This window comes from Pantoea sp. Mb-10, from assembly GCF_021272205.1.
GTDB lineage: Bacteria > Pseudomonadota > Gammaproteobacteria > Enterobacterales > Enterobacteriaceae > Pantoea.
Map to the genome: position 1 here is coordinate 1 of NZ_JAJSDX010000016.1, position 25,696 is coordinate 25,696.

A 25,696-nucleotide genomic window follows, 5' to 3' on the forward strand; every position below is an offset into this window, starting at 1 on the left:
TTACGCTTTCCTCCTTCAGAGTCAAACACTTTTTTCAGCGTTTTTCTCCGGCGGGGCGAATCACTCCGCGCCCTGCTGAGCCGTCTGCGTTGCCGCTTTGCCGTCTCAGTGGTGGCGCATTATAGGGATCCGATTTTTTTGCACAACCCCTTTTTTCGATCTTTTTTATTGAGTGGCGAGTTTTCACTCTTTTCGCTGAGATCGCGAGCGATCCGCGTATAAATCGTCTTATTATTCGTCAATAGCGCGCTATATGAGGAGAGACAAAATGGAGAAATGCATGTCCAACGCAATAAGACCTTTTAAAAGTCACGCACCACAACTCGGCCAACGCGTGATGATCGATGCCAGCAGCGTCGTGGTGGGTGACGTCCAGCTCGGCGACGACGCCAGCATCTGGCCATTGGTCGCGATTCGCGGTGACGTTAATAGCGTTGTTATTGGTGCACGGAGCAACATTCAAGATGGCAGCGTGCTGCACGTCACGCATAAATCCGTTAGCAACCCGGCAGGTTTTCCGCTGACGATTGGCGAAGACGTGACGGTAGGCCATAAAGCTATGCTGCATGGCTGCACTATTGGCAATCGCGTACTGGTGGGCATGGGATCAATTCTACTGGATGGCGTTGTGGTAGAAGACGACGTCATGATCGGCGCCGGCAGTTTAGTTCCGCCGGGGAAACGTTTGGAAAGCGGCTTTCTCTACTTAGGCAGCCCGGTTAAGCAGATTCGCCCCTTAAGTGAAGCGGAGATCGCCGGACTGCTCTACTCCGCCGCCAATTATGTAGGCTGGAAAAACGACTACCTTGATCAACAAAGCCAGATCCAACCCTGATCGTCGATCGCATTCTGACGGATGAGCCGTTCGATCCCCTCTTCCAGATCCCAGCGATGCGCGTCAAACAGCGCCATCGCCTCCCCTTCACCGTACTGGGCGCGCAGATATGCAGCGGTAACAGAACAGGTGAATTGCGCGCCCTGCACCAGCACCGGAAAAACCACTGACCGCTGTTCTTCGTCCCAATGTTCTCTTTCCGGGAAATGGATAGCCTGATTCATGGCTGCAGCGCCATTTTCAGTTTGCTGATTACCGGCGTGATGTCTGGCATCACGCCATGCCAAAGCGAAAAAGCGTGCGCGGCCTGGCCGACCAGCATCCCGACGCCATCGGCAAGATGCTGCGACCCAGCCTGTTGGCACCACGTCAAAAAAGGCGTTAATGTCGGCTGATAAAACATATCGTAGCAACGCGTCTCTGGCGTAATGAGCGTTTCTGCTAACGGCGGGACCGCACCATCAACGCCGCTTGAAGTAGCATTAATGACAAGATCAAATGTCTGATCTCCGAGATCCGCAAACCCACAGGCAGCTATTGTGCCGCCATGCCGGAAGATATCGGCCAGCTCTGCGGCGCGTGCAGCGGTGCGATTAACCACCACGAGTGAACACCCCGTGGCAAGCAGCGGTAGAATAACGCCACGCGCCGCGCCGCCTGCCCCCACCAGCAAAATACGATCGCCAGGTTTGATCATCCCTAGCCGCTGTAAATCGCTTAATAGGCCAATCCCATCAGTGTTGTCGCCCAGCAGCGAGCCATCGTCTTTTATCTTCAACGTATTGACCGCACCTGAGAGTGCTGCGCGCTCGGTGCGCTCGTGCGCGAGGGCCCATGCCTGCTGTTTAAAAGGCAGCGTGACATTAGCGCCTTGTCCGCCTGCCGCAAAAAAGGCGGTAAGGGTTTGTTCAAAGCCGTCCAGCGGCGCACAGACTCGACCGTACACGTGATCGATACCCGTTTGTTCGGCAAACAGTTGATGAATGAATGGCGACTTACTGTGCGCAATGGGGTGGCCAAATACAGCAAACTTTTCCATCACTTAGCCCTGACGAATCAATTCACCGCTGATAACATCGCGGATCTCTGATGGATTAAGCCGTCCACCGGTGGCGGCATGCAAAGTGGGAAACGCGGATCCAAACTGTTGCGCGACCTCTTCTGCACTGCGGCAAGGTGGTTGACCCGTGAGATTTGCACTGGTTGAAACCAGCGGTTTGCCAAAACCACGGCAAAGCGCCTGCACCTCGGGATGATCGCTTACGCGCACGGCGATGGAATCAAAACGGCCGGTGAGCCAGCGCGGCGTATGGGGAGAAGCTGGCACCACGTAAGTTACCGGTCCCGGCCAGCGTGCAAACATGCGTTGCCGCTGTTCGGGGGTAAGCTCGCGATCGGCGACGTACGGTTCAAGCTGCGCATAATCGGCAGCAATGAGAATCAGGCCTTTCTCAACCGGTCGCTTTTTAAGCGCCAGCAGATCCATCACGGCCTTTTCACTGTCGGGATCGCAGCCCAGGCCAAATACCGCTTCTGTGGGGTAAGCGATTACCGCCTGCTGTTGTAATTGCTCGATACAGAAAGCAAGGCTTCCTGGCTGATACTCACTTGATTTCATGCTGTTACTCATCCTGCACGACAGGCTTGCCGCAGCGTTTACTGGCGCAAACGCGCTTGATGCCTTGGGCGGTTTTCTTTTCAATAAGCAAAGGGAACTGACAATGCGGACACACACCCTCAACGGGCTTGGCGTTTAGCACAAACTGACAGTCAGGATAGCGATCGCAAGAATAAAAGGTTTTACCAAAGCGCGATCGGCGCTGGACAAGTTTGCCTTGGGCGCACTGCGGACAGTTAATCGCCGTTTCATCCGGTTTATCAATCGTTTCGGTGTAATCACATTCAGGATAATGACTGCAGCCGACAAACATGCCAAAACGGCCTTGCCGCAGCACTTTGTCAGCCGCGCACAGCGGACAAGGATGCCCTTCCAGCACTTTTACGATATGCCCATCGCCCTGATTTTTCAGCGGGCGAATGTAATCACAGGTTGGATAGTTGACGCAGCCCAGAAATAGGCCGTGTTTGCCTGCACGTATCACTAATTCTGCCCCGCAAGCGGGGCAGGGATCGTGTTTACGCACGGTAAAAAGTGCTGGTTTACTCATATTACCCGATGCATTGGTCGCAAATTAATGCAGCATACCTTCATTGACGTCGAATAAAAGCTCTTCCATTTGCTGATAGGCATTTTCACATCCGGGGATATTGAATAGCACCATCAGCACCACCCATTTGAGATCTTCCAAATCGAACTCCAGGGTATCAAGCGCCATAACACGTTCGATAACCATTTCGCGCGTCTCCATATTCAGCACCTGAACTTGCTCCAGGAACAAAATAAAACCGCGACATTCGGCATCTAAACGTTGGCCTTCCTCTTCCGTGTAGATTCGCATTGAGAGCGGATCGTTGGCCAGTAACACTGGCGCGACCAAACCTTCTTGGTAATCCGCTAACCGTTCAAGCCAATTCAACGCATTGTAGATATCTTCACGATGAAAACCGGCGTCGGTTAAATCATCGGTCAATTTATCCTGGTCAACGCGCATCTCGGCTTCGTTGTGGATATAAGTCTCAAACAAGTACATTAGTACGTCGAACATGGCTTGCCCTCCTCAATCGGACATAGCCGCCGGGTACAGCTGCGATCCATCCTGCTAACTCCAGCTCCAGCAGTTGCGCTGAGATAGCTGGCACAGGTTGGCCGGCACGTTCAGCGACGACGTCAACAGGTGTAACCTCATCACCTACGTTAGCCAACACGCTGGCAAATGGCAATGGAACAACATCACTGTCTGATGAATATATTGTCTCTGGCGACGCCGACGGCAACCAGCGCAGCGAAGAATGCAAATCCTCGAGGATCGTGTTGGGGTGAGCCACCAGCAGTGCGCCCTGCTGGATAAGCCAGTGTGTTCCTTCACTGTATTCATTACCCAACGCGCCCGGTAGCGCATAAATGTTTCGATTCTGCTCAAGCGCATAGCGTCCTGTGACCAGTGAACCGCTTTTTAACGTCGCTTCAACCACCAACACGCCTAAACTCAGCCCGCTGATAATGCGATTACGCCGCGGGAAGTTAGCCGCATGCGGTACCGTCTCTAAAGGAAATTCTGAGACAAGCGCCCCCGCCTGTGAAACGATCTCTTCCGCCAATCGCCGATGGGTTTTGGGATAGATGTACTGTAAACCGCTCCCCAGAACGGCCACGGTTTTCCCGTTTACGTCCAGGGCTGCGCGATGCGCAACGCCATCAATGCCGCGGGCTAAGCCACTGGTGATGGTTAATCCACTTAGCGCCAACTGCTGCGTAAACCAACTCCCCCACTCCCTGCCGTAGTGTGAACATTGACGGCTCCCAACAATGGCAAGCTGCGGCGTGTTCAAGGCTTCAACGTTTCCCTTCACATAAAGCAGCGGCGGGCGACGCGCAATCTCGTTTAACAATGTAGGGTAGCGCGCATCGTGGAAGCTCAAGAGCGAGTGCTGAGGATCCTCAAGCCACTTGCGGGTGCGCTCAAGCTGATAGGGACAAAGAGAATGAAACTGCTGCCGCTGTTGTGCGTTCAACTCACACGCTTCGAGCAGAATATCGGCATTTTCTGCCTCATCTTGCAGCGCCTGTGCAAGTTGCAAACGGCATTGCGGACTGAGCCCGCGTACATTTGCCAGCCTGAGAATCCGTTCAATATTGTCCATGCTGCGCTCCGTGTCAGCCGTGCCATCCTGCGGCACAATGCTGTCAATCAAGGCGTCGAAAGTCTATAATACGCGCCATTAAACTTTTCTTTAACGCATACAGATCTGGATATTTATGTCAGTTTTGCAGGTATTACATTTCCCTGATGATCGTCTTCGCAAAATCGCGGCGCCGGTCAGCCAGGTAAACGCTGACGTACAGCGTATTGTCGACGATATGTTCGAAACCATGTACGCCGAAGAGGGTATTGGCCTGGCGGCAACGCAGGTGGATATTCATCAGCGCATCATCGTGATTGATGTGTCAGAGAGCCGCGAAGAGCGCCTGGTGCTGATCAACCCCGAGCTGTTGGAAAAGCGCGGGGAAACCGGCATCGAAGAGGGCTGCCTTTCCATTCCGGAACAGCGGGCATTCGTTCCGCGTGCTGAGTGGGTGAAAGTACGGGCGCAGGATCGTGAGGGTAACAGCTTTGAGCTGGAAACCGACGGCTTGTTAGCCATTTGCATTCAGCATGAAATCGATCATCTTGATGGCAAATTGTTTATCGATTATCTGTCCCCGCTGAAACGTCAGCGCATCAAACAGAAACTGGAAAAGCTGGCCCGCCTCAATGCGCGCGAAGCCTAACGCCAATGAAAGGTTGAACTGTGTCTGAACCGCTAAAAATTATCTTTGCTGGCACCCCTGACTTTGCAGCGCGTCACCTTGACGCGCTGCTTGCTTCTGAGCACCAGGTTGTCGGCGTTTTTACCCAACCGGATCGTCCCGCTGGGCGCGGTAATAAGCTCACGCCCAGCCCAGTGAAAGTCCTGGCGCAGGCGCATGCTATTCCTGTTTTTCAACCCACATCGCTAAAACCTGTGGAGCACCAGCAATGGGTTGCCGATCTTCAGGCGGACATTATGGTGGTGGTGGCTTATGGATTGATCCTGCCAAAAGCGGTGCTGGATATGCCACGTTTAGGCTGCATCAATGTTCATGGCTCATTGCTGCCGCGCTGGCGCGGTGCTGCGCCTATCCAGCGCGCGTTATGGGCCGGCGATGAGGAAACGGGCGTGACCATTATGCAGATGGATGTCGGCCTCGACACAGGCGATATGCTGTATAAACTTGCTTGCCCTATCACCCCCACGGACACCAGCGCGAGTCTGTATGACAAACTGGCCGACCTGGGGCCGCAAGGGCTTTTGCACACGTTGGCATTGCTGGCGGACGGGCACGCTCAACCCGAGAAGCAGGATGAATCACGGGTTTCTTACGCAGAGAAACTCAGCAAAGAAGAAGCACGCCTTGACTGGTCTTTGTCTGCCGCTCAGCTAGCGCGGTGTATCCGCGCCTTTAATCCCTGGCCCGTGAGCTACTTCCTGGTTGACGGTCAGCCTGTAAAAGTTTGGCATGCCACGGTTCTCCCCCATCAACAGCGCCAACCCGGTGAGATCGTCCAGGCAGACAAACATGGCATTCAGGTAGCGACATCCGAAGGCGTATTGAATTTGCTTTCACTACAGCCTGCAGGAAAAAAAGCCATGTCTGCGCAGGACCTACTCAATTCACGCCGTGAATGGTTCACTGTAGGCTCGTGTCTCGCCTAATCCCTTAACCCGGTGCGCCGGGTTTTTTCGACGAATACAATATGAAAAAAGCGACTAATCTGCGCAGCCTTGCGGCGCAACTCATTGAGCGCGTGGTGGACAAGGGCGAATCATTAAGCGCGATTTTGCCCGCCGCGCAGAAAGCGCTGTCTGAAAAAGATGGCCCTCTGCTACAGGAACTCTGTTTTGGTGTGATGCGTACGCTACCGCAGCTGGAAGCGCTCATTGGCAAACTGATGGCGCGCCCGCTCACCGGTAAACAGCGAATCCTGCATTATTTAATCATGGTGGGCATTTATCAGCTGCTTTATACGCGCATCCCTGCCCACGCGGCGCTGGCTGAAACCGTAGCAGGCGCTGAGGTGCTCAAACGCGGTAATCTCAAGGGATTGATCAACGGCGTATTGCGGCAGTTTCAACGTCAACAGGACACGTTGCTAAATGAAGTTGCACAAGGTCCGCAGCGCTACTGGCATCCGGGCTGGCTGCTAAAGCGTCTGCAACACGCCTGGCCGGAACAGTGGGAACAGATCGTAGAGGCTAACAATCAACGGCCGCCAATGTGGCTGCGCGTTAACCGTCAGCATCACAGTCGGGATGCCTGGCTGGCACTGCTTCAGGCGCAGGATAAGTCGGCCAGCCCCGGCGATGCGCCCGATGCTCTGCGTCTTGATGTACCCACGGCGGTTAGCCAACTGCCCGGTTTTAATGATGGCTGGGTGACGGTACAGGATCTCTCGGCGCAGCGCTGCGCCGTGCTGCTGGCGCCAGAAAATGGCGATAAGATTCTCGATCTGTGCGCGGCGCCGGGCGGAAAAACCACTCACCTGCTGGAAATCGCGCCACGCGCCAGCGTACTCGCGGTTGATGCCGATAAACAACGCCTGACGCGCGTCCATGAAAACTTGCAGCGTTTAGGGATGCAGGCTGAAGTGAAACAGGGCGATGGACGCACACCCGAGGCCTGGTGCGGCGAGCAGACATTTGACCGTATTCTACTGGATGCACCCTGCTCGGCTACCGGCGTAATTCGACGTCATCCGGATATCAAATGGCTGCGCCGCGATCGCGATATCGCGGAGTTGGCCAACCTGCAGCGCGACATTCTGCATGCAATCTGGCCTCGTTTGAAGGTGGGCGGTACGCTGCTTTACGCGACCTGCTCAATTATGCCGGAAGAGAACCAACTGCAAATAGAAGCGTTCCTGGCGGCCCAGCCTGACGCAGAGCCGGTTACGCTGCCTGAAGGTGGAATACACGGTTGGCAGGTGTTCCCGACCGTCGACGGTGGTGACGGCTTCTTTTACGCTAAGCTAAGAAAAAAATAGGGCCGCACAGGCTGTCAGGAGTCATTCTACGATGAAAATTATTATTCTCGGTGCCGGACAGGTGGGCGGAACGCTTGCAGAAAACCTGGTGGGAGAAAACAATGACATCACCGTGGTCGACAGTGATGCCAGTCGCCTGCGCGTATTACAGGATAAGTTTGATCTGCGTGTCGTACACGGCCACGGTTCCCATCCTCGAATTCTGCGCGAGGCAGGCGCTGAGGATGCAGATATGTTGGTTGCTGTGACCAGTTCTGACGAAACCAACATGATTGCCTGCCAGATTGCTTACTCGCTTTTCAATACGCCTAATCGTATTGCGCGCATCCGCGCAGCTGATTACCTGCGGGATGGTGAAAAACTGTTTGTGCCCGAAGCTGTCCCCATCGATCATTTGATTTCACCTGAGCAGTTAGTGATCGATAACATCTATCGCCTAATCCAGTATCCCGGCGCACTGCAGGTGGTGAATTTCGCCGAAGGAAAAGTCAGTCTCGCGGTGGTAAAGGCTTATTACGGTGGCCCCTTGGTCGGTAATCCGCTCTCCATTATGCGTGAACACATGCCGCATATTGATACGCGCGTCGCCGCTATTTTCCGTCAGGACCGTCCTATTCGCCCGCAGGGTTCGACCATTGTTGAAGCTGGCGATGAAGTCTTTTTCATCGCCGCAAGTCAGCACATTCGCGCCGTGATGAGCGAAATGCAGCGGCTGGAAAAACCGTATAAACGTATCATGCTCGTGGGCGGCGGAAATATCGGTTTTGGTCTGGCACAGCGCCTGGAAAAACACTACAGCGTGAAGCTCATTGAACGCAATCAGCAGCGTGCCGCTGAATTGGCGGAAAACCTAAACGATACCATCGTGTTTTATGGCGATGCCTCCGATCAGGAACTGCTGGCCGAGGAGCATATAGAACAGGTCGATCTCTTTATTGCCGTGACCAATGACGATGAAGCGAACATTATGTCAGCTATGTTGGCTAAAAAAATGGGCGCCAAGAAAGCGATGGTGCTTATTCAGCGCAGCGCCTACGTGGACTTGGTGCAGGGCAGCGTCATTGATATTGCGATTTCACCCCAGCAAGCCACGATATCCGCACTGCTCGGCCACGTGCGTAAAGCAGATATTGTGGGCGTTTCATCCTTGCGTCGAGGTATCGCGGAAGCCATTGAGGCGATTGCGCACGGCGATGAGACTACATCCCGCGTGGTTGGGCGTCAGATAGAAGATATTAAGCTGCCACCCGGCACCATTATTGGCGCGGTGGTGCGCGGAGATGACGTTATTATCGCCAACGACAATGTACGCATTGAGCAAGGCGACCACGTGATTATGTTCCTAACAGATAAAAAATTTGTCCCGGACGTTGAGCGTTTATTCCAACCCAGTCCGTTCTTCCTTTAGACGTCGCTTAAGCGCTAAATTGCTCGTCACCATGGCAATTGCACGAAGGTTTGTTAGACTTTAGCCATTGGCTAAGGCAAGGAGATAACCATGAGTTTATTCAAAGAGTTTCGTGATTTCGCTATGCGCGGGAATGTGGTGGATTTGGCGGTAGGTGTCATTATTGGGGCCGCTTTCGGCAAGATAGTTTCATCTTTAGTCGCCAATATCATTATGCCTCCTTTGGGATTATTGATTGGCGGCGTCGATTTTAAACAATTCAAATGGGTACTCAAACCGGCACAGGGCGATGTTCCTGCGGTAGTAATGGAGTACGGCAACTTTATTCAAACCGTGTTTGATTTCATTATCGTTGCTTTTGCTATCTTCATCGCCATCAAGCTGATGAATAAACTCCATAAGAAAAAAGAAGTGGAAAAACCCGCGCCTAAGCCTACCAATGAAGAAGTGCTGCTGACTGAAATTCGCGACCTGTTGAAACAGCAAAACAATAAGGTATAACGTTAAAAGCCGCCTGTTTAGGCGGCTATTTGTTGTTTGCCATAGAAGGCCAGTGATAAACACGGCTGCTTATCATTGGCCTCCCAATTCCCCTTCTTACCGTGCTTATCTTTACGACGATAACTCCCTTTGCCCTTGCTGTCCTTTTCGACACGTTGACGATAAAGCGGATCGTGAATCAATGCGGCAAGCGCGTTATCTTCTATCCTGCCTTTTCGGTGTTGGTAATCACTCATAGATGTTCTCCATTTTGTTGGCGAGATAATCTCATTCATGGGAATGGCAACAGGTTTCCGTGCGCGGCGTTTCCCCAGTTTCAAGCGCTTCCAGTATAGAGCAGCAGGCGGTGCTGTGTTTGTCTCCACAGCAAGTTTCAGCCAGCCGCTGCAATGAGCGCTGCATATTTTGCAGCTCAGCGATCCTACTTTCTACTTCTGCAAGACGGTTCGAAACAATGGCTTTTGACTCTTCGCAGGTGTGATGTTCAGGATCGATGCGAATCGACAATAAATCGCGGATGGACTCCAGGCTAAACCCCAGCTCTCTGCCGTAACGGATAAAACGGAGCCGCTGTAAGTCATTATCGCTATAGAGTCGAAACCCTCCTTGGGTACGGACCTCATGGCCCATCATCTGCTGTTTTTCGTAAAAGCGTATGGTATCAGGGGTGACGTTTGCCTGTTTTGCGAGTTGCCCTATACGATACATATTACTCCTCCCGACGTAACCGTTGATGAAGATTGCCCCGATAGTCACCTTCCAGAAAATCGGTGGTCATCCCCGCATTCTGCAATCTTATCTTGAGGAGCGCTAGCCGCTGCGCCACCACTTTGTGCTGATGATCAAGAGGATCTAATTCCTTGAGCAGATCGTTCAACGATAAGGCCTCGCGCCGCATTTCCAATTCGGGCGGAAGATAGCCGGCGTTCTTTAATAGCCGATAGGCTGAACGAAGCTCAGGCGGAACTGCGCTGTCATCATCCAGTTTGAGCGGTGCGCCTTCTCCCGGAAGCTGCGAAAGCTCACCCTTCTCCTGAGCTTCACGAATATGTTGTTCAGCAAGCTGATCAATGAGCCACATGGAGCCCTCCTGATGCCTTAAAATAAGCGGCATTTAAGTAGAAAGAGGATGAAAAAAAGGCAATAAAAAACCCGCCGAAGCGGGTCTTTTACGATACTGCAAATTACTCTGCAGCAGCTTCTGCTTGAGCTTCTGGACGATCAACCAGCTCGATGTAAGCCATCGGAGCGTTGTCACCAGCACGGAAGCCACACTTCAGAATGCGAGTGTAACCACCGGCACGGCTCGCGAAACGCGGGCCCAGCTCGTTAAACAGTTTTGCCACGATCTCGTTATCACGAGTACGGGCGAATGCCAGACGACGATTAGCTACGCTGTCGGTCTTGGCAAGAGTAATCAGCGGCTCAACTACGCGGCGCAGCTCTTTGGCTTTCGGCAGAGTCGTCTTAATGATCTCATGACGAACCAGAGAACCAGCCATGTTGCGGAACATAGCCTGACGATGGCTGCTGTTACGGTTCAGTTGACGACCACTCTTACGATGGCGCATGACCTTATCCTTCTCAGTGAAACCTTAACCTGTGATCCGATTATTCGTCAGCAATGCTTGCTGGCGGCCAGTTTTCCAGGCGCATGCCCAGTGACAAACCACGCGAAGCAAGCACATCTTTAATCTCGGTAAGAGATTTTTTACCAAGGTTAGGCGTCTTAAGAAGCTCAACCTCGGTACGCTGTACCAGATCACCGATGTAGTGGATAGCTTCTGCCTTAAGGCAGTTAGCAGAGCGGACAGTCAATTCCAGATCGTCAACAGGGCGCAGCAGGATCGGATCGAATTCTGGTTTCTCTTCTTTCACTTCCGGCTGACGTACATCACGTAAGTCAACGAAAGCTTCAAGTTGTTCAGCCAGAATGGTTGCCGCACGACGAATCGCCTCTTCAGGATCGATTGTGCCGTTGGTTTCCATTTCGATGACCAGCTTGTCCAGGTCGGTACGCTGTTCTACACGCGCAGCTTCAACATTGTAGGCGATACGGTCTACAGGGCTGTAGCAAGCGTCAACCAACAGACGGCCGATTGGGCGCTCATCTTCTTCCGAATGAATTCGGGCAGAAGCCGGCACGTAACCACGACCACGCTGAACTTTGATGCGCATATTGATTGATGCGTTCTCATCGGTCAGATGGCAGATAACATGCTGCGGCTTGACGATTTCGACATCACCGTCGTGGGTGATGTCGGCTGCAGTCACAGGGCCAATGCCAGACTTATTCAAAGTAAGGATGACTTCATCTTTACCTTGAACTCTTACCGCCAGCCCTTTCAGATTGAGCAGGATTTCCAGGATATCTTCCTGAACGCCCTCTTTGGTGGAGTACTCGTGCAGCACGCCATCAATCTCAACCTCGGTCACCGCGCAACCCGGCATGGAAGAAAGCAGAATACGGCGCAGTGCGTTACCAAGAGTATGGCCAAAGCCACGCTCTAATGGTTCAAGGGTCACCTTGGCGTGCGTCGAACTCACTTGCTCGATATCTACCAGGCGCGGTTTTAGAAACTCTGTCACAGAACCCTGCATTGTGTCCTCTCTTTGGTACTAAGCTTTACTTGGAGTAAAGCTCGACGATCAGGTGTTCGTTAATGTCCGCAGACAGATCGGTACGTTCAGGAATACGCTTGAACACACCTTCCATCTTAGTAGCATCAACTTCCAGCCAGGTTGGCTTTTCACGCTGCTCAGCCAGCTCCAGAGCGGCCTTCACGCGAGATTGCTGTTTGGCTTTCTCACGGATGCTTACGACATCATTCGGAGATACCTGATAAGAAGCGATGTTGACAACGCGACCGTTTACCAGAATTGATTTATGGCTAACCAGCTGACGTGCTTCTGCACGAGTGGCGCCAAAGCCCATACGGTAAACAACGTTATCCAGACGACCTTCCAGCAGAGCTAACAGGTTTTCACCGGTGTTGCCTTTCAGACGTGCTGCTTCTTTATAGTAGTTACGGAACTGACGCTCCAGCACACCGTAGATACGGCGAACTTTTTGCTTTTCACGTAACTGGCCGCCGTAATCAGACAGACGCGGTTTACGCGCACCATGCTGACCAGGGGCTTGTTCAATTTTGCACTTGGAATCGATCGCGCGAACGCCAGACTTAAGGAATAAGTCGGTGCCCTCACGACGGCTCAGCTTGAGCTTAGGACCCAAATATCTTGCCATTTTCTTTCTCCAACTAACCTAAAAAACGGGCGTTATACGCGGCGTTTTTTCGGCGGACGACAACCGTTGTGAGGGATCGGAGTCACATCAGTAATATTAGTGATGCGGAAACCAGCGGCGTTCAGAGCACGAATCGTTGATTCGCGACCCGGACCCGGACCCTTAACCATAACTTCCAGGTTCTTAATACCGTAATCTTTCACTGCTTCTGCGCAGCGCTCTGCAGCTACCTGAGCAGCAAACGGAGTAGATTTACGTGAACCGCGGAAACCGGAACCACCGGCGGTTGCCCAACCCAGTGCGTTACCCTGACGATCAGTGATGGTAACGATGGTGTTGTTAAAAGACGCATGGACATGAGCCACGCCATCTGAGACTTGTTTTCTTACACGCTTGCGTGCACGAACTGGTGCCTTTGCCATTATTTACTCACCCCGATTATTTCTTGATCGGTTTACGCGGACCCTTACGGGTACGTGCATTGGTCTTAGTACGCTGACCGCGAACTGGCAGACCACGACGATGGCGTAAACCACGATAGCAACCAAGGTCCATAAGACGCTTGATGCTCAGGGTGATTTCACGGCGCAGATCACCTTCAACAACGAATTTACCAACTGCTTCACGCAGCTGTTCAATTTGTTCTTCAGACAGCTCTCTGATCTTAACATTTTCAGCAATACCCGTTGCAGCACAGATGGCTTTAGAACGCGTTTTGCCGATACCGAAGATCGAAGTTAATGCGATAACGGTATGTTTTTGATCAGGAATGTTAATGCCTGCTATACGGGCCACTATGCACTCCTATAATTAAATAAATGCGTCCCATGCTGAAAAGCCCGTTTTCAGGATACTCAAATGGTAACGCATCGACATACAAAAGATTGGCTGGCTAATCTAGCCAGCTCAACCCGACTTTGCAAGAAAAATATGTGACAATATCAGCCTTGGCGCTGTTTATGCTTAGGCTCGGCACTGCAGATCACACGCACGACGCCGTCGCGACGGATGATTTTGCAGTTACGACATAATTTCTTGACGGAAGCACGAACTTTCATTTTTACTCTCCGTAACTTCTCAAGCGCCTGAATTAGCGGCTATAGCCTTTCAGGTTAGCTTTTTTCAATGCAGACTCGTACTGACTGGACATCATCAGAGTTTGCACTTGAGCCATAAAGTCCATGATGACAACCACTACAATGAGCAGCGAAGTGCCGCCAAAGTAGAAAGGAACCTTCATGGCATCACGCATGAACTCCGGGATCAGGCAGATAAAAGTAATATACAGCGCACCAATTAAGGTCAGACGCGTCATCACTTTATCAATATACTTCGCCGTTTGCTCTCCCGGACGAATTCCCGGTACGAATGCACCAGACTTCTTCAGGTTATCTGCTGTTTCACGTGGGTTGAACACCAACGCCGTATAGAAGAAACAGAAGAAGATGATTGCAGTCGCATAGAGTAGCACATAAAGCGGCTGTCCTGGTTGCAAATACAGCGAAATTGTTGTCAGCCAGTTCCAACCGGTACCGCCCCCGAACCAAGAAGCAATGGTTGCAGGGAACAGAATAATGCTGGAAGCAAAAATAGCTGGGATTACGCCCGCCATGTTCACTTTCAACGGTAAATGTGTGCTCTGTGCAGCATATACACGACGACCCTGTTGGCGCTTAGCGTAGTTGACCACAATGCGGCGCTGGCCACGCTCAACGAAAATAACAAAGAACGTCACTGCAAATACAAGAACTGCAACCAACAGCAACAGAAGGAAGTGCAGGTCACCTTGCCGCGCTTGCTCGATGGTATGGCCAATGGCCGGCGGAAGACCCGCTACAATACCTGCGAAGATAATGATCGAGATACCGTTTCCAATACCTCGCTCAGTAATCTGTTCACCCAGCCACATAAGGAACATGGTTCCCGTTACCAGGCTCACAACAGCGGTAAAGTAGAATGCAAAGCCTGGATTCATAACCAGTCCCTGCATTCCCGGCATATTCGGCAGACCGGTAGCGATACCGATCGACTGGAATATAGCCAGAACCAGCGTGCCATAACGAGTGTATTGACTGATCTTACGACGACCAGCCTCCCCCTCTTTTTTAATCTCCGCTAACGCTGGATGAACCACCGTTAAAAGCTGGATAATAATTGATGCCGAAATGTACGGCATAATACCCAGCGCAAAGATTGAGGCACGACTGAGAGCACCACCAGAGAACATATTAAACATTTCAATGATGGTGCCACGCTGTTGCTCAAGCAGTTTGGCAAGTACAGTGGCATCGATACCGGGGATTGGAATAAAAGAGCCAATACGGAAGACGATCAGTGCACCGATTACAAACAACAGTCTGCGCTTCAGTTCACCAAAGCCACCTTTGGCACTTTGAAAATCTAATCCCGGTTGCTTTGCCATCTGCTACTTATTCCTCGATTTTACCGCCAGCAGCTTCGATTGCAGCACGAGCACCTTTGGTGACACGCAGACCGCGAACCGTTACCGGTGCAGAAACTTCACCAGACAGAATCACTTTCGCGAATTCCATCTGAACACCGATAATGTTGGCTGCTTTCAGCGTATTCAGGTCAACAATACCGCCTTCAACTTTCGCCAGGTCAGACAGACGAACTTCTGCAGTGACCATTGCTTTGCGAGAGGTGAAGCCGAACTTCGGCAGACGGCGATACAGAGGCATCTGACCACCCTCGAAACCGCGACGTACGCCACCGCCAGAACGAGAGTTCTGACCTTTGTGACCACGACCACCGGTCTTGCCGAGGCCAGAACCGATACCACGACCCAGGCGCTTAGAAGCGTGTTTAGACCCTTCGGCCGGAGACAGAGTGTTTAAACGCATCTCTTACTCCTCCACTTTCAGCATGTAGGAAATCGCGTTAACCATACCGCGTACTGCTGGCGTGTCTTCACGCTCAACGGTGTGACCAATGCGACGCAGACCCAAGCCAATCAGAGTGGCTTTGTGCTTAGGCAGGCGGCCGATTGAACTGCGGGTTTGAGTAATTTTAATCGTCTTAGCCATCGTGATTACCCCAGAATTTCTTCAACGGATTTACCACGCTTGGCAGCGACCATTTCTGGAGAATTCATATTGCCCAGGCCATCGATAGTTGCACGAACCACGTTAATCGGGTTGGTGGAACCATACGCTTTAGCCAGAACGTTATGTACTCCAGCGACTTCTAAAACGGCACGCATTGCACCGCCGGCGATGATACCGGTACCTTCAGAAGCCGGCTGCATGAACACACGAGAACCTGTGTGAGCACCTTTAACAGGGTGCTGCAGGGTGCCGTGAGTCAGCGCGACGTTAATCATATTGCGACGGGCTTTTTCCATCGCTTTCTGGATCGCTGCTGGAACTTCACGCGCTTTACCATAACCAAAACCAACGCGGCCGTTACCATCACCCACTACAGTCAGTGCGGTGAAGGAGAAAATACGACCACCTTTTACAGTTTTAGAAACACGGTTTACCGCGATCAGTTTTTCCTGCAGTTCGCCAGCTTGTTTCTCGATGTTTGACATCTTAGACCTCTACCTTAGAACTGAAGGCCAGCTTCACGGGCAGCATCTGCCAGTGCCTGGACACGACCATGATATTGGAACCCGGAACGGTCGAAAGAAACACTTGTGATGCCTTTTTCAACAGCGCGCTCAGCCAGAGCTTTACCTACAGCTGCAGCAGCGTCTTTGTTACCGGTGTACTTCAGTTGTTCGGCGATAGCTTTTTCTACAGTAGAAGCAGCAACCAGAACTTCGGAACCGTTCGGGGCGATCACCTGTGCGTAAATATGACGCGGGGTACGATGTACCACCAGGCGAGTAGCACCCAGCTCTTTGAGCTTGCGACGTGCACGGGTCGCACGACGGATACGAGCAGATTTCTTATCCATAGTGTTACCTTACTTCTTCTTAGCCTCTTTGGTACGCACGACTTCGTCGGCGTAACGAACACCCTTGCCTTTGTAAGGCTCAGGACGACGGTAGGCGCGCAGATCGGCTGCAACCTGACCAATCAGCTGCTTATCAGCGCCTTTCAGCACGATTTCAGTCTGAGTTGGGCATTCAGCAGTGATGCCGGCCGGCAGTGCATGGTCAACAGGGTGAGAGAAGCCCAGGGCCAGACTCACAGAGTTGCCTTTAACAGCTGCACGATAACCAACACCAACCAGTTGCAGCTTCTTGGTGAAGCCTTCGGTAACACCGATAACCATGCTGTTCAGCAATGCACGAGCAGTACCTGCCTGTGCCCAGCCATCCGAGTAACCTTCGCGTGGTGCGAAAGTCAGAGCGTTGTCTGCATGCTTAACTTCAACAGCACTGTTGATAGTACGAGTCAGCTCGCCGTTTTTGCCTTTGATCGAAACTTCCTGACCGTTGAGTTTTACCTCTACGCCGGCAGGAACAACGACAGGTGCTTTTGCAACACGAGACATTTAATCCTCCGATTACGCTACGTAGCAGATAATTTCGCCACCAAGACCAGCCTGGCGCGCTGCACGATCAGTCATGACACCTTTAGAGGTAGAGATTACAGCGATGCCCAGACCAGCCATTACTTTTGGCAGCTCATCTTTTTTCTTATAGATGCGCAGACCTGGACGGCTAACACGCTGAATGCTCTCAACCACAGCCTTGCCCTGGAAATACTTCAGAGTTACTTCCAGTTCTGGCTTGGTGTCGCCTTCGATTTTAAAATCTTCAATGTAGCCTTCTTCCTTCAGCACGTTGGCAATTGCCACTTTCAGCTTGGAGGAAGGCATAGAGACCGCAACTTTGTTCGCGGCCTGACCGTTACGGATACGGGTCAGCATATCCGCGATCGGATCTTGCATGCTCATCTGTGTTACTCCCGTGATTCAAATGGTGACAATTACCAGCTAGCCTTTTTAAGACCCGGGATCTCACCGCGCATAGCGGCTTCACGGACCTTGATACGGCTCAACCCAAACTTCCGCAGGAAACCGTGCGGACGACCTGTCTGACGGCAGCGGTTACGCTGACGTGAAGGGCTGGAATCACGCGGCAGACTCTGCAGCTTGAGAACGGCGTTCCAACGGTCTTCGTCGGATGCGTTCACATCAGAAATGATCGCTTTCAGTTCAACGCGCTTAGCGAAGAACTTGTCTGCTAATTTCACACGCTTTACTTCGCGTGCTTTCATAGATTGCTTAGCCATTAAGTAACCCTACCTTACTTGCGGAACGGGAAGTCAAAGGCAGCCAGCAGAGCACGGCCTTCATCATCAGATTTCGCAGTAGTGGTAATGGTGATATCCAAACCACGAACGCGATCGACTTTGTCATAGTCGATTTCTGGGAAGATGATCTGCTCACGAACGCCCATGCTGTAGTTACCACGACCGTCGAATGACTTCGCAGACAAACCACGGAAGTCACGGATACGCGGTACAGCAATAGTGATCAGACGCTCAAAGAACTCCCACATGCGCTCGCCACGCAGAGTTACTTTACAGCCGATCGGATAGCCCTGACGGATTTTGAAGCCTGCAACTGATTTGCGTGCTTTGGTGATCAACGGTTTTTGACCGGAGATTGCTGCCAGGTCAGCTGCTGCGTTATCCAGCAGTTTCTTGTCAGCGATCGCTTCACCAACACCCATGTTCAGGGTGATCTTCTCGACCCGAGGGACTTGCATGACAGAATTGTAGCCAAACTCGGTCATGAGTTTCTGGACTACTTCGTCTTTGTAGTAATCATGCAGTTTCGCCATCGTACTACTCCAAATTACTTGATAGTTTCGCTGTTAGACTTGAAGAAACGGACTTTTTTACCGTCTTCGAATCTAAAGCCTACACGGTCAGCCTTGCCGGTTGCCGCATTGAAGATTGCAACGTTAGAAACCTGAATAGCAGCTTCTTTTTCAACGATGCCGCCTGGTTGGTTCAGAGCCGGTACAGGCTTCTGATGTTTTTTAACCAGGTTGATACCTTCAACGATGACCTTACCAGAAGTCAGGACATTCTTTACTTTACCGCGTTTACCTTTGTCTTTACCGGTAAGCACGATAACTTCGTCGTTACGACGGATTTTCGCTGCCATTGCTCGCTCCTTAGAGTACTTCTGGTGCCAGAGAGATAATTTTCATGAACTTTTCAGTACGAAGTTCACGAGTTACCGGCCCAAAAATACGCGTTCCGATAGGCTGCTCACTGTTATTGTTCAGAATAACGCATGCATTACCATCGAAGCGAATGACAGAACCGTCCGGGCGACGAACACCCTTCCTGGTGCGCACCACTACCGCCTTCAGGACATCACCTTTTTTCACCTTACCACGCGGAATTGCTTCCTTGATGGTAACTTTGATGATATCGCCGACGCCTGCGTAGCGACGGTGCGAGCCACCCAGAACCTTGATACACATTACGCGACGTGCACCGGAGTTGTCGGCGACGTTCAGCATAGTCTGTTCTTGGATCATTTTAGTGCTCCGCTAATGTCAACTACTACTTCGGGACCCAAACCTCAGGTCGTTAAAAAGCCCCATAATTGAGGGCGCGGCATTATAACACCGGTTCTCGCAGATGGGTAGAAAAAATGAACGGCTCAAATGAGCCGTTCATTTTGTTTTTTAGAGGAGCGGATTCTATTACAGAATCGCTTTCTCTACAACGCGAACCAACGCCCAAGATTTGGTCTTGGACAGTGGACGGGTTTCGCGGATTTCAACCACGTCACCGATTCCACATTCGTTGTTCTCGTCATGGATGTGCAGCTTAGTCGTACGCTTAATGAATTTACCGTAGATCGGGTGCTTCACGAAACGCTCGATAGCAACAACAGCAGATTTCTGCATCTTGTCACTAACAACACGACCCTGCAGAGTACGGATTTTATCGGTCATTACGCCGCCTTCTCAGTCAGTAAAGTCTTAACGCGTGCAACATTGCGACGCACCTGCTTCAGCAGGTGAGTCTGCTGCAGCTGGCCAGATGCTGCCTGCATACGCAGGTTAAACTGCTCACGCAGCAGGTTCAGCAGCTCAGTGTTCAGCTCTTCAACGCTTTTTTCACGCAGCTCATTTGCTTTCATTACATCACCGTCTTAGTTACAAAGGTGGTTTTGATAGGCAGTTTTGCTGCTGCCAGCTTGAAGGCTTCACGGGCCAGCTCTTCAGGTACACCGTCCATTTCATACAGAACTTTACCTGGCTGGATCAGGGCAACCCAATACTCCACGTTACCCTTACCTTTACCCATACGCACTTCCAGCGGCTTCTCGGTAATTGGTTTGTCCGGGAATACACGGATCCAAATTTTACCTTGACGCTTAACTGCACGGGTCATAGCACGACGTGCTGCTTCGATCTGACGAGCAGTCAGACGACCACGGCCAACAGCTTTCAGACCGAAAGTACCGAAGCTGACATCCGTACCCTGCGCCAGACCACGGTTGCGGCCTTTGTGCACTTTACGGAATTTCGTACGCTTTGGTTGTAACATCAGCGACTCTCCTTACTTACGGCCTTTACGCTGCTGCTTTTTAGGTTGAGCAGCCGGTTCCGGTTGTTCAACAGCAGCCATACCACCCAGGATCTCACCTTTGAAGATCCATACCTTAACGCCGATTACACCATAAGTGGTGTGCGCTTCAGAGGTGTTGTAGTCAATGTCTGCACGCAGTGTGTGCAACGGTACGCGACCTTCACGATACCATTCGGTACGTGCGATCTCGGCACCGCCCAGACGGCCGCTGACTTCAACTTTAATACCCTTAGCGCCCAGACGCATTGCGTTCTGTACAGCACGCTTCATAGCACGACGGAACATCACACGACGCTCCAGCTGTGAAGTGATGCTGTCAGCAACCAATTTAGCGTCCAGTTCCGGTTTACGGACTTCGGCGATATTGATCTGTGCAGGCACGCCAGCGATTTTCGCTACGACACTGCGCAGTTTTTCTACGTCTTCACCTTTCTTACCGATAACGATACCTGGGCGAGCGGTGTGAATGGTCACACGGATGCTCTTAGCAGGACGCTCGATAACGATGCGTGATACAGACGCTTTTGCCAGTTCTTTAGTCAGGAACTGACGTACTTTAAAATCGCTGTCCAGGTTGTCAGCGAATTCTTTGGTGTTCGCAAACCAGGTAGAGTTCCATGGTTTTACAATACCCAGGCGAATACCATTAGGATGTACTTTCTGACCCATTGCTAGTCTCCAGAGTCTCAGCGATCGGACACAACCACAGTAATGTGGCTGGTGCGCTTCAGAATGCGATCTGCACGACCTTTTGCACGCGGCATAATGCGCTTCATGCTTGGGCCTTCGTCGACGAAAATTTTCGCGACTTTCAGATCGTCGATATCAGCGCCATCGTTGTGTTCGGCGTTAGCAATGGCAGATTCCAGGACTTTCTTAACCAGTACAGCCGCTTTCTTGTTGGTGTAAGTCAGAATATCCAGAGCCTGCGACACTTTCTTACCGCGAATCAGGTCAGCAACGAGGCGAACCTTCTGAGCAGAAGAACGAGCATGGCGATGTTGAGCAATAGTTTCCATCTCTTCCTCCTACTTATTTCTTCTTGGCTTTCTTATCTGCAGCATGGCCGCGATAAGTACGTGTCGGTGCAAATTCACCCAGCTTGTGACCGACCATTTCGTCGGAAACAAAGACAGGAACGTGCTGACGACCATTATGGACAGCGATGGTCAAACCGATCATGTTAGGGAAGATCGTTGAACGACGGGACCAAGTGCGCAGGGGCTTCTTGTCACCGCTTTCCACCGCTTTCTCTACCTTCTTCAGCAAGTGCAGGTCAATAAAAGGACCTTTCTTGAGAGAACGTGGCATGGCTTATCCTCTAAAATTATTTGCTACGGCGACGTACGATAAATTTATCAGTACGCTTGTTGCTACGGGTCTTCTTACCTTTGGTCTGAACGCCCCACGGAGTGACCGGGTGCTTACCAAAGTTACGACCTTCACCACCACCGTGCGGGTGATCGACTGGGTTCATCGCAGTACCGCGAACGGTAGGACGAACACCACGCCAACGGGTTGCACCAGCTTTACCCAGAACGCGCAGCATATGCTCAGCGTTACCGACTTCGCCCAGGGTTGCGCGACATTCGGATTCGACTTTGCGCATTTCGCCTGAACGCAGACGCAGGGTTACGTAGGAACCTTCACGCGCAACGATCTGCACGTAAGCACCGGCTGAGCGAGCAATCTGACCGCCTTTGCCTGGTTTCATTTCTACGTTGTGAACGGTAGAACCCACCGGGATGTTACGCATCGGCAGAGTGTTACCTGCTTTGATCGCAGCATCAACGCCAGACTGAATCTGGTCGCCGGCTTTCAGGCCTTTAGGGGCCAGGATGTAACGGCGCTCGCCATCTTTGTACAGAACCAGTGCGATGTTCGCAGAACGGTTCGGATCGTACTCAAGACGCTCAACAACTGCTGGGATACCATCTTTGTTGCGTTTGAAGTCAACAATACGGTAAGCCTGCTTGTGACCACCACCGATATGACGGGTAGTGATACGACCATTGTTGTTACGACCACCGGATTTGCTGTTTTTTTCAACCAGCGCGGCAAAAGGTTTGCCTTTGTGCAGCTCAGGGTTCACCACTTTAACTACGTGACGACGACCCGGAGATGTCGGTTTACATTTAACAACTGCCATTGTCTTTCTCCTCCGACTTACTCAGCGCCGCCGACGAAGTCCAGGTTCTGGCCTTCCTTCAGGGTGACGTAAGCTTTTTTCCAGTCGCTACGACGACCGATACGCTGTCCGTGACGCTTAACTTTACCCTTAACAACCAGGGTGTTTACGTCTTTAACTTCTACTTCGAACAGTTTCTCAACAGCAGCAACGATCTCTGCTTTGGTCGCGTCTTTAGCAACTTTGAGAACGATGGTATTGGTTTTTTCCATCGCAGTTGATGCTTTTTCAGATACGTGCGGCGCGCGCAGTACTTTCAGCAGACGTTCTTCACGGATCATGCCAGCATCTCCTCAACTTGCTTAACTGCATCAGCAGTCATAACGACTTTGTCGAAGGCGATCAGGCTAACTGGGTCGATACCTGCTGCATCACGCACGTCAACCTTGTACAGGTTACGCGCAGCCAGGAACAGATTCTCATCCAGTTCGCCGGTGATGATCAGCACGTCTTCCAGCGCCATGTCTTTCAGTTTCTGTACCAGCAGCTTAGTTTTAGGCGCTTCTACAGAGAACGACTCGACAACGATCAGACGGTCCTGACGTACCAGTTCGGACAGAATGCTTTTCAGCGCGCCGCGGTACATCTTTTTGTTAACTTTTTGACTGTGGTCCTGTGGACGCGCAGCGAAGGTCACGCCACCTGAACGCCAGATCGGGCTCTTTACAGAACCTGAACGCGCACGGCCGGTGCCTTTCTGGCGCCATGGCTTTTTGCCTGAACCAGTTACTTCAGCACGCGTTTTCTGCGCACGAGTACCCTGACGAGCACCAGCGGCATAAGCAACAACAACCTGGTGAACCAGCGCTTCGTTGAAATCACGGCCGAAGGTAGTTTCGGAAACAGTCAGCGCGCTCTGCGCGTCTTTCAGTACTAATTCCATTGCTATCCCCTTACGCCTTCACAGCTGGTTTAACAATCAGGTCGCTGCCGGTTGCTCCCGGAACAGCACCTTTGACCAGCAGCAGGTTGCGCTCAGCGTCAACACGTACTACTTCCAGGCTCTGAACGGTTACGCGCTCGTTACCCAGCTGACCAGCCATTTTCTTGCCTTTGAACACTTTGCCCGGAGTCTGGTTCTGACCGATAGAACCCGGAACGCGGTGAGACAAGGAGTTACCGTGCGTAGCGTCCTGGGTACGGAAGTTCCAGCGCTTAACGGTACCTGCGAAACCTTTACCTTTAGAGGTACCGGTAACGTCTACTTTTTTAACGTCAGCGAAAATTTCAACACTGATGCTCTGGCCAACGGAGTACTCTTCACCTTCGGTGCGGAATTCCCACAGACCACGGCCAGCTTCAACGCCAGCTTTAGCAAAATGACCTGCTTCCGGCTTGCCAACACGGTTTGCTTTTTTAGCACCGGTGGTAACCTGGATCGCCTGGTAACCATCGTTTTCCAGACCTTTGACCTGGGTAACGCGGTTTGCTTCAACTTCGATTACGGTTACTGGGATTGAAACGCCATCTTCAGTGAAGATGCGAGTCATGCCCACTTTTTTACCGACTAAACCAATCATTGTATCAACCTCTCAATCGCTCGATGACCTGATTAACCCAGGCTGATCTGCACGTCAACACCGGCAGCCAGATCCAGACGCATCAGAGCATCAACGGTTTTTTCAGTTGGCTCAACGATGTCTACCAGACGCTTGTGAGTGCGAATCTCGTACTGATCGCGCGCATCTTTGTTAACGTGCGGAGAGATCAGAACGGTGAAACGCTCTTTGCGAGTTGGCAGCGGGATCGGACCGCGGACCTGCGCACCAGTGCGCTTGGCAGTCTCAACGATTTCCGCGGTTGATTGATCGATCAGACGATGATCAAACGCTTTAAGACGGATACGGATTCTTTGGTTCGACATGAGACCAAGGCTCCAAACATTTTATAAACGAAAAAAATTACTACCCGCATCCATTACGATTGATGGAGGAGTGTAATCGTTCAGCATATAACTCCCCAATCGGGAGTATTGTCAGACAGCACATAATTTGTGCCACCTGCGATTCTGCTCGAATCGCGCCGCACCAATATCGGCAGGCCCGCGCATTATACGTAAATATGCTCAGGAAGCAACCCGTGGTGTGTTTTTCGTCAAAAAAGAGTGAGGCTCGGCATAAAAAAGCCCGCGAGGTTTTACCAGAACGCGGGCAGTGAGATCAGGCGCATAGCGCGGGTTAGCGATTGGCTTCTTCTTTCAATTGAGACTGCAGATAATTTTGCAGTCCGACTTTATGAATTAAGTCGAGTTCGGTCTCAATCCAGTCAATGTGGTGCTCTTCGTCAGCGAGGATTGCAATCATCATGTCGCGACTGACGTAATCATGCACTTTGTCGGCATAGGCAATGGCTTCGCGCAAATCTTTCGCACCTTCCAGCTCTAACGCCAGATCCGACTGCAGCATTTCGGGAACATCTTCGCCGATGCGCAAGCGTCCTAAATCTTGCAAATTGGGGATGCCTTCAAGAAATAGAATGCGCTCAATGTACTGATCCGCATGCTTCATCTCGTCAATGGATTCGTGATACTCGATATCATTGAGGCGCATTAGGCCCCAATTTTTGAACATGCGGGCATGTAGGAAATACTGGTTAATTGCAACCAGCTCATTGCCCAGCAATTTATTGAGATACGTAATGACCTTTGCGTCGCCTTTCATGCTTCTCTCCCCCGCTTCCCGTTAGTTAAATCGTAGATGCGGTTAAAAAGAAGTCAAAAAAACGTGATTAAATTTGTGGGTATTCTCGCGCCACGCACCTGTGTTTAGGCGATCTCTTTATACAAGGGGGCGTGCTGCAGCTCTTCGTGCATGATGTCGCGGGCGGCGCGCACGCACTTTCCACACTGTTTCCCGATCGGCACAAGCTGGCGTAACTGCTGAATGGATTTGGGCTGATAGCGACGCACCACTTCTCGCAGGGTTTTGTCACTGATGGCATTACACAGGCAGACGTACATTTACTGCATACTCCAGTACAATTTCTGCGCCATTTTAAATGAGAATGGTTTTTATTTCAAACTTAGCCTTTGTGTGGGCTTTTTCGTGGAGAAAAAAATGCGAAAAAAAAGAGCACCGAAGTGCTCTTTCTGGTTGCTACAGCAGCGATTAAACATCGCTGCTGGCGTTAACACAATTAAGCGATAACAGAAGCAACAACGCCCGCGCCAACAGTACGGCCGCCTTCGCGAATTGCGAAGCGCAGACCCTGGTCCATTGCGATTGGGTGAATCAGGGTAACAACCATTTTCACGTTGTCGCCAGGCATAACCATTTCCACGCCTTCTGGCAGCTCGACTG

Annotated in this window: 46 protein-coding genes and 1 pseudogene; 7 read left to right on the plus strand and 40 right to left on the minus strand. The window is 51.5% G+C overall.

The features are described 5' to 3' along the window. On the plus strand, nt 1–222 hold a 222-nt coding region (locus LU196_RS20000), incomplete at its 5' end, for a hypothetical protein (RefSeq protein ID WP_232761519.1). Nucleotides 223–280: 58 nt separating this feature from the next. After that, nucleotides 281–835 (plus strand): gamma carbonic anhydrase family protein, encoded by a 555-nt coding sequence (locus LU196_RS20005; RefSeq protein ID WP_232761520.1) that lies wholly within the window; start codon nt 281–283, stop codon nt 833–835. Here LU196_RS20005 and LU196_RS20010 read toward each other — a convergent pair. Genes LU196_RS20010 through dprA form a run of 6 tightly spaced genes read right to left on the minus strand, consistent with a single transcriptional unit; the run spans nt 811 to nt 4,597 of the window. Next, on the minus strand, nt 811–1,059 hold the full coding sequence (locus tag LU196_RS20010) for a DUF1488 domain-containing protein (RefSeq protein WP_232761521.1): 249 nt from the start codon (nt 1,057–1,059) through the stop codon (nt 811–813). The genes LU196_RS20005 and LU196_RS20010 overlap by 25 nt on opposite strands. Continuing rightward, a complete protein-coding gene (gene aroE, locus LU196_RS20015) occupies nt 1,056–1,874 on the minus strand; it encodes a shikimate dehydrogenase (RefSeq protein WP_232761522.1) in 819 nt (272 codons plus the stop codon). The genes LU196_RS20010 and aroE overlap by 4 nt, the downstream gene beginning before the upstream one ends. 3 nt (nt 1,875–1,877) lie before the next feature. Next, nucleotides 1,878–2,453, minus strand: a complete 576-nt coding sequence (tsaC, locus tag LU196_RS20020) for an L-threonylcarbamoyladenylate synthase type 1 TsaC (protein WP_232761523.1) — start codon at nt 2,451–2,453, stop codon at nt 1,878–1,880. Nucleotides 2,454–2,457: 4 nt separating this feature from the next. Then, complete coding sequence (locus LU196_RS20025) at nt 2,458–3,003, minus strand: type I DNA topoisomerase (RefSeq protein WP_232761524.1); 546 nt, start codon at nt 3,001–3,003, stop codon at nt 2,458–2,460. Nucleotides 3,004–3,027: 24 nt separating this feature from the next. After that, on the minus strand, nt 3,028–3,501 hold the full coding sequence (gene smg / locus LU196_RS20030) for a DUF494 family protein Smg (protein WP_232761525.1): 474 nt from the start codon (nt 3,499–3,501) through the stop codon (nt 3,028–3,030). Beyond that, on the minus strand, nt 3,473–4,597 hold the full coding sequence (gene dprA, locus LU196_RS20035; RefSeq protein ID WP_232761526.1) for a DNA-protecting protein DprA: 1,125 nt from the start codon (nt 4,595–4,597) through the stop codon (nt 3,473–3,475). The genes smg and dprA overlap by 29 nt, the downstream gene beginning before the upstream one ends. 115 nt (nt 4,598–4,712) lie before the next feature. Between dprA and def the strand changes: the two genes are divergently transcribed. The 5 genes from def (at nt 4,713) to mscL (ending at nt 9,427) form a co-directional block, all read left to right on the plus strand. Then, the gene (gene def / locus LU196_RS20040; RefSeq protein ID WP_232761527.1) at nt 4,713–5,225 is read left to right on the plus strand and encodes a peptide deformylase; all 513 of its coding nucleotides are present in this window, start codon (nt 4,713–4,715) and stop codon (nt 5,223–5,225) included. Between the two features lie 20 nt (nt 5,226–5,245). After that, nucleotides 5,246–6,190, plus strand: a complete 945-nt coding sequence (fmt, locus tag LU196_RS20045) for a methionyl-tRNA formyltransferase (protein WP_232761528.1) — start codon at nt 5,246–5,248, stop codon at nt 6,188–6,190. Nucleotides 6,191–6,231: 41 nt separating this feature from the next. Further along, nucleotides 6,232–7,518, plus strand: coding sequence for a 16S rRNA (cytosine(967)-C(5))-methyltransferase RsmB (rsmB, locus tag LU196_RS20050; protein ID WP_232761529.1), 1,287 nt, complete (start codon nt 6,232–6,234; stop codon nt 7,516–7,518). 31 nt (nt 7,519–7,549) lie between these two features. Then, complete coding sequence (gene trkA / locus LU196_RS20055; protein WP_232761530.1) at nt 7,550–8,926, plus strand: Trk system potassium transporter TrkA; 1,377 nt, start codon at nt 7,550–7,552, stop codon at nt 8,924–8,926. Between the two features lie 90 nt (nt 8,927–9,016). Continuing rightward, complete coding sequence (gene mscL / locus LU196_RS20060; RefSeq protein ID WP_232761531.1) at nt 9,017–9,427, plus strand: large-conductance mechanosensitive channel protein MscL; 411 nt, start codon at nt 9,017–9,019, stop codon at nt 9,425–9,427. Nucleotides 9,428–9,444: 17 nt separating this feature from the next. Here the strand turns inward: mscL and LU196_RS20065 are convergent, their stop codons facing one another. The 34 genes and pseudogenes from LU196_RS20065 to tuf form a co-directional block, all read right to left on the minus strand. Next, entirely contained in the window at nt 9,445–9,663 is a 219-nt protein-coding gene (locus LU196_RS20065; protein ID WP_232761532.1) for an alternative ribosome-rescue factor A, read from the minus strand. A gap of 31 nt (nt 9,664–9,694) precedes the next feature. Beyond that, nucleotides 9,695–10,135 (minus strand): Zn(2+)-responsive transcriptional regulator, encoded by a 441-nt coding sequence (zntR, locus tag LU196_RS20070; protein ID WP_232761533.1) that lies wholly within the window; start codon nt 10,133–10,135, stop codon nt 9,695–9,697. Between the two features lies 1 nt (nt 10,136). Further along, nucleotides 10,137–10,508: a DUF1992 domain-containing protein gene (locus LU196_RS20075; protein WP_232761534.1), complete on the minus strand. Its 372-nt coding sequence runs from the start codon at nt 10,506–10,508 to the stop codon at nt 10,137–10,139. A gap of 103 nt (nt 10,509–10,611) precedes the next feature. Next, a complete protein-coding gene (gene rplQ / locus LU196_RS20080) occupies nt 10,612–10,998 on the minus strand; it encodes a 50S ribosomal protein L17 (protein ID WP_003850180.1) in 387 nt (128 codons plus the stop codon). A gap of 40 nt (nt 10,999–11,038) precedes the next feature. Further along, nucleotides 11,039–12,028, minus strand: a complete 990-nt coding sequence (locus tag LU196_RS20085; RefSeq protein ID WP_232761535.1) for a DNA-directed RNA polymerase subunit alpha — start codon at nt 12,026–12,028, stop codon at nt 11,039–11,041. Between the two features lie 25 nt (nt 12,029–12,053). Then, nucleotides 12,054–12,674, minus strand: a complete 621-nt coding sequence (rpsD, locus tag LU196_RS20090) for a 30S ribosomal protein S4 (RefSeq protein ID WP_232761536.1) — start codon at nt 12,672–12,674, stop codon at nt 12,054–12,056. A 32-nt stretch (nt 12,675–12,706) separates the two neighbouring features. Beyond that, complete coding sequence (rpsK, locus tag LU196_RS20095) at nt 12,707–13,096, minus strand: 30S ribosomal protein S11 (protein ID WP_004160563.1); 390 nt, start codon at nt 13,094–13,096, stop codon at nt 12,707–12,709. Nucleotides 13,097–13,112: 16 nt separating this feature from the next. Then, nucleotides 13,113–13,469 carry a 30S ribosomal protein S13 gene (gene rpsM, locus LU196_RS20100; RefSeq protein ID WP_232761537.1) on the minus strand — a complete coding sequence of 119 codons (357 nt, stop codon included), beginning with the start codon at nt 13,467–13,469 and terminating at the stop codon, nt 13,113–13,115. A gap of 146 nt (nt 13,470–13,615) precedes the next feature. Next, on the minus strand, nt 13,616–13,732 hold the full coding sequence (gene rpmJ / locus LU196_RS20105; RefSeq protein WP_004160566.1) for a 50S ribosomal protein L36: 117 nt from the start codon (nt 13,730–13,732) through the stop codon (nt 13,616–13,618). A 32-nt stretch (nt 13,733–13,764) separates the two neighbouring features. After that, nucleotides 13,765–15,096, minus strand: coding sequence for a preprotein translocase subunit SecY (secY, locus tag LU196_RS20110; protein WP_232761538.1), 1,332 nt, complete (start codon nt 15,094–15,096; stop codon nt 13,765–13,767). A gap of 7 nt (nt 15,097–15,103) precedes the next feature. Next, the gene (gene rplO, locus LU196_RS20115) at nt 15,104–15,538 is read right to left on the minus strand and encodes a 50S ribosomal protein L15 (protein ID WP_232761539.1); all 435 of its coding nucleotides are present in this window, start codon (nt 15,536–15,538) and stop codon (nt 15,104–15,106) included. Nucleotides 15,539–15,541: 3 nt separating this feature from the next. Next, nucleotides 15,542–15,721 carry a 50S ribosomal protein L30 gene (gene rpmD / locus LU196_RS20120; RefSeq protein WP_039380794.1) on the minus strand — a complete coding sequence of 60 codons (180 nt, stop codon included), beginning with the start codon at nt 15,719–15,721 and terminating at the stop codon, nt 15,542–15,544. Nucleotides 15,722–15,726: 5 nt separating this feature from the next. Continuing rightward, entirely contained in the window at nt 15,727–16,227 is a 501-nt protein-coding gene (rpsE, locus tag LU196_RS20125; protein WP_007891679.1) for a 30S ribosomal protein S5, read from the minus strand. Nucleotides 16,228–16,241: 14 nt separating this feature from the next. Further along, complete coding sequence (gene rplR / locus LU196_RS20130) at nt 16,242–16,595, minus strand: 50S ribosomal protein L18 (protein ID WP_232761540.1); 354 nt, start codon at nt 16,593–16,595, stop codon at nt 16,242–16,244. A 9-nt stretch (nt 16,596–16,604) separates the two neighbouring features. Beyond that, nucleotides 16,605–17,138: a 50S ribosomal protein L6 gene (gene rplF, locus LU196_RS20135; protein WP_232761541.1), complete on the minus strand. Its 534-nt coding sequence runs from the start codon at nt 17,136–17,138 to the stop codon at nt 16,605–16,607. Between the two features lie 12 nt (nt 17,139–17,150). Continuing rightward, nucleotides 17,151–17,543 carry a 30S ribosomal protein S8 gene (rpsH, locus tag LU196_RS20140; protein ID WP_232761542.1) on the minus strand — a complete coding sequence of 131 codons (393 nt, stop codon included), beginning with the start codon at nt 17,541–17,543 and terminating at the stop codon, nt 17,151–17,153. A gap of 32 nt (nt 17,544–17,575) precedes the next feature. Then, the gene (rpsN, locus tag LU196_RS20145; protein ID WP_039380805.1) at nt 17,576–17,881 is read right to left on the minus strand and encodes a 30S ribosomal protein S14; all 306 of its coding nucleotides are present in this window, start codon (nt 17,879–17,881) and stop codon (nt 17,576–17,578) included. Between the two features lie 14 nt (nt 17,882–17,895). After that, nucleotides 17,896–18,435 (minus strand): 50S ribosomal protein L5, encoded by a 540-nt coding sequence (gene rplE / locus LU196_RS20150; protein WP_013510763.1) that lies wholly within the window; start codon nt 18,433–18,435, stop codon nt 17,896–17,898. A gap of 14 nt (nt 18,436–18,449) precedes the next feature. Continuing rightward, the gene (rplX, locus tag LU196_RS20155) at nt 18,450–18,764 is read right to left on the minus strand and encodes a 50S ribosomal protein L24 (protein ID WP_021508218.1); all 315 of its coding nucleotides are present in this window, start codon (nt 18,762–18,764) and stop codon (nt 18,450–18,452) included. Between the two features lie 10 nt (nt 18,765–18,774). After that, complete coding sequence (gene rplN, locus LU196_RS20160) at nt 18,775–19,146, minus strand: 50S ribosomal protein L14 (RefSeq protein ID WP_006120590.1); 372 nt, start codon at nt 19,144–19,146, stop codon at nt 18,775–18,777. A gap of 168 nt (nt 19,147–19,314) precedes the next feature. Beyond that, entirely contained in the window at nt 19,315–19,569 is a 255-nt protein-coding gene (gene rpsQ / locus LU196_RS20165) for a 30S ribosomal protein S17 (RefSeq protein WP_232761543.1), read from the minus strand. After that, the gene (gene rpmC / locus LU196_RS20170) at nt 19,569–19,757 is read right to left on the minus strand and encodes a 50S ribosomal protein L29 (protein ID WP_084938330.1); all 189 of its coding nucleotides are present in this window, start codon (nt 19,755–19,757) and stop codon (nt 19,569–19,571) included. Before rpmC ends, rpsQ begins: the two co-directional genes overlap by 1 nt. After that, complete coding sequence (gene rplP, locus LU196_RS20175) at nt 19,757–20,167, minus strand: 50S ribosomal protein L16 (protein WP_002438716.1); 411 nt, start codon at nt 20,165–20,167, stop codon at nt 19,757–19,759. The genes rpmC and rplP overlap by 1 nt, the downstream gene beginning before the upstream one ends. Nucleotides 20,168–20,179: 12 nt before the next feature. Continuing rightward, the gene (gene rpsC, locus LU196_RS20180; RefSeq protein ID WP_039330895.1) at nt 20,180–20,878 is read right to left on the minus strand and encodes a 30S ribosomal protein S3; all 699 of its coding nucleotides are present in this window, start codon (nt 20,876–20,878) and stop codon (nt 20,180–20,182) included. A gap of 17 nt (nt 20,879–20,895) precedes the next feature. Next, nucleotides 20,896–21,228: a 50S ribosomal protein L22 gene (rplV, locus tag LU196_RS20185; RefSeq protein ID WP_007891659.1), complete on the minus strand. Its 333-nt coding sequence runs from the start codon at nt 21,226–21,228 to the stop codon at nt 20,896–20,898. A gap of 13 nt (nt 21,229–21,241) precedes the next feature. Next, nucleotides 21,242–21,520 carry a 30S ribosomal protein S19 gene (rpsS, locus tag LU196_RS20190; RefSeq protein WP_001138115.1) on the minus strand — a complete coding sequence of 93 codons (279 nt, stop codon included), beginning with the start codon at nt 21,518–21,520 and terminating at the stop codon, nt 21,242–21,244. A 16-nt stretch (nt 21,521–21,536) separates the two neighbouring features. Beyond that, complete coding sequence (gene rplB / locus LU196_RS20195) at nt 21,537–22,358, minus strand: 50S ribosomal protein L2 (RefSeq protein ID WP_128602634.1); 822 nt, start codon at nt 22,356–22,358, stop codon at nt 21,537–21,539. A 17-nt stretch (nt 22,359–22,375) separates the two neighbouring features. Continuing rightward, nucleotides 22,376–22,678, minus strand: coding sequence for a 50S ribosomal protein L23 (gene rplW, locus LU196_RS20200; protein ID WP_010618574.1), 303 nt, complete (start codon nt 22,676–22,678; stop codon nt 22,376–22,378). Next, the gene (gene rplD, locus LU196_RS20205; protein WP_232761544.1) at nt 22,675–23,280 is read right to left on the minus strand and encodes a 50S ribosomal protein L4; all 606 of its coding nucleotides are present in this window, start codon (nt 23,278–23,280) and stop codon (nt 22,675–22,677) included. Before rplD ends, rplW begins: the two co-directional genes overlap by 4 nt. A gap of 10 nt (nt 23,281–23,290) precedes the next feature. Next, nucleotides 23,291–23,917 (minus strand): 50S ribosomal protein L3, encoded by a 627-nt coding sequence (gene rplC / locus LU196_RS20210; protein ID WP_232761545.1) that lies wholly within the window; start codon nt 23,915–23,917, stop codon nt 23,291–23,293. 32 nt (nt 23,918–23,949) lie between these two features. Next, complete coding sequence (rpsJ, locus tag LU196_RS20215; protein WP_006120582.1) at nt 23,950–24,261, minus strand: 30S ribosomal protein S10; 312 nt, start codon at nt 24,259–24,261, stop codon at nt 23,950–23,952. 313 nt (nt 24,262–24,574) lie between these two features. After that, complete coding sequence (bfr, locus tag LU196_RS20220) at nt 24,575–25,057, minus strand: bacterioferritin (RefSeq protein ID WP_232761546.1); 483 nt, start codon at nt 25,055–25,057, stop codon at nt 24,575–24,577. Between the two features lie 104 nt (nt 25,058–25,161). Continuing rightward, on the minus strand, nt 25,162–25,356 hold the full coding sequence (gene bfd, locus LU196_RS20225) for a bacterioferritin-associated ferredoxin (RefSeq protein ID WP_232761547.1): 195 nt from the start codon (nt 25,354–25,356) through the stop codon (nt 25,162–25,164). A gap of 176 nt (nt 25,357–25,532) precedes the next feature. Further along, nucleotides 25,533–25,696 (minus strand): annotated as a pseudogene (gene tuf / locus LU196_RS20230) (elongation factor Tu); the annotation flags it as partial.